The following is a 1,727-nucleotide window of genomic DNA, read 5'->3' as shown; positions in this document are numbered from 1 at the left end:
GGCGATCAGCAGGTCCAGCGCGCGCCGGAAGCCCTCGGCGTCGATCGCGTCGAAGCGGGCGGGCTCGGGGCTGTCGAGGTCGAAGACCGCGCGCAGCGCGCCGCCCGCGACCACCGGCAGCACCAGCTCCGAACGCGAGGCCGCGTCGCAGGCGATGTGGCCGGGGAAGGCGTGGACGTCCTCGACCAGCTGGATCTCGCGCGTGCGGGCGCAGGCGCCGCACACGCCGCGGCTGAACGGGATGCGCACGCAGGCGACCTTGCCCTGGAACGGGCCGAGCACCAGCTCCTGGTCGTTCTTCGGGTTCACGAGGTAGAAGCCGGCCCAGTTCAGCGTCGGCACGGCGTTGAAGACCAGCGCGGCGAACTGGGCGAGGTTGGCGATCGCGTCGCGCTCGCCATGCAGCAGCGCCTGCGTCTGCGCGACCAGGGTGTCGTAGGAGGCCCGCTTGGCCTCGGGGCTGGCCATGTCCAGCAGCGGGGTGGGTTCGAAGCTCATGGGGCGGGATTGTGGCGGGAGTCGCCGATCCTGCTCCCGCGCCGGGGCGATCCCCGGCTTCACCCGGGGGCACCCCGGGGTCGCCCCGCGCTCACCCCCAGAGGGCGGGCTTGTTCACCATCAGGTAGAAGACCACCAGCACCGCGAGGAAGGCCGGGTAGCCCAGGCCCTCCCACCAGCGGGCGTAGCGCCAGTAGAGCGCCGGCAGCGGCTGGCCGCTGGCCAGCGCGGCGTCCGCCATCTTCGAGAGCTGGATCTGCAGCCACACCACCGGCAGCCAGCAGGCGCCCGCCAGCAGGTACAGCCCGATCGACAGCGCCAGCCAGGGCGTGTCCAGCGTCCAGCCCGCCTGCATCGCCAGCCACACGCCGGTGAGCGGCTGCACGATCACCGCCGGCGTGGTGAACCAGTAGTCCGCGCGCTTGACCAGCCGCGCCACCACCGCCTGCGCGGCGATGGAGCCGCTGCGGTTGGCGAAGAACAGGTAGAAGGCCGAGCCGAAGCCGGTGCCGGCCAGCAGCACGCTCGAGACGATGTGCAGCCACTTGATGACGAGATAGGTGTTCATGGTGTTTTCCCCCGAGGTCTTGTTGTTGGATTTCCAAGCCTGCCGCCGGACTGCGACAGGCCTCAGGCCGGCGCGTCCTCGTCGAGGATCAGCAGCAGGATCGCGATCGGCAGGTTCTTGGTCAGGCTGCCCAGCGGATCCAGCCACAGCGTGGGCAGGATCACCGTCGCCACGGCGGTCATCAGCAGCATCACGGCGCCGGCCAGCCGGTAGACCCAGCGGCGGTGCCAGCGCCACATCGCCAAGCCCTGGGACGACCGCGAGCTGCTCCTGGCGATCGACGACGCGCTGGCGCGCCGCCGGCTCGAACTCGAGAATCGCGCGCTGCTGCAGCTGACCAAGACCCAGAACGCCGAGCTGCAGTCGCTCAATGCCGACCTCTCGCAGCGGGTGCGCGCTCGCACGCAGGAGATCGAGCAGGTCAACGCGATGCTGGAGAAATCCTTCGAGCAGGTGAAGGAGAACTTCCTGCTCTCCATCCAGGTGTTCTCGGGCCTGCTGGAGCTGCGCGAGGGCGGGCTGGCGGGCTACTCGCGCCAGGTCGCCGACCTGGCGCGGCGCACGGCGCGCCGCATGGGCCTGGGACCGCGGGTGGAGGAAGACGTCCACAGCGCCGGCCTGCTGCACGAGATCGGCAAGATCGGCTTCCCCGACGCGCTGC

General features: G+C 70.8%; 4 protein-coding genes. 1 reads left to right on the top strand and 3 read right to left on the bottom strand.

Translation table 11 applies throughout. The features are described from left to right. The 3 genes from FUT87_RS25875 to FUT87_RS25865 form a co-directional block, all read right to left on the bottom strand. Nucleotides 1-498 (bottom strand): GAF domain-containing protein (locus FUT87_RS25875; RefSeq protein WP_404935450.1); only part of this gene is annotated, 498 nt, incomplete at its 3' end. 91 nt (nt 499-589) lie between these two features. Continuing rightward, a complete protein-coding gene (locus FUT87_RS25870; RefSeq protein WP_091733415.1) occupies nt 590-1,066 on the bottom strand; it encodes a DUF2269 domain-containing protein in 477 nt (158 codons plus the stop codon). 62 nt (nt 1,067-1,128) lie between these two features. After that, complete coding sequence (locus FUT87_RS25865; protein WP_147242843.1) at nt 1,129-1,305, bottom strand: DoxX-like family protein; 177 nt, start codon at nt 1,303-1,305, stop codon at nt 1,129-1,131. Nucleotides 1,306-1,456: 151 nt separating this feature from the next. On the opposite strand from FUT87_RS25865, the gene FUT87_RS25860 reads away from it, so the two are divergent. Further along, nucleotides 1,457-1,727, top strand: a 271-nt coding sequence (locus FUT87_RS25860; protein WP_147242842.1) for an HD domain-containing phosphohydrolase, incomplete at its 3' end; no start/stop codon positions are given.

This window comes from Mitsuaria sp. TWR114, from assembly GCF_007997345.1.
The sequence above is the reverse complement of the archived record's forward strand: the minus strand, read 5'-3'. Positions and strand labels throughout refer to the sequence as shown.

Coding starts and splice junctions, on each gene's coding strand:
- FUT87_RS25870 (WP_091733415.1), bottom strand. CDS start 1,066: ATGAACACCTATCTCGTCATCAAGTGGCTGCACATCGTCTCGAGCGTG.
- FUT87_RS25865 (WP_147242843.1), bottom strand. CDS start 1,305: ATGTGGCGCTGGCACCGCCGCTGGGTCTACCGGCTGGCCGGCGCCGTG.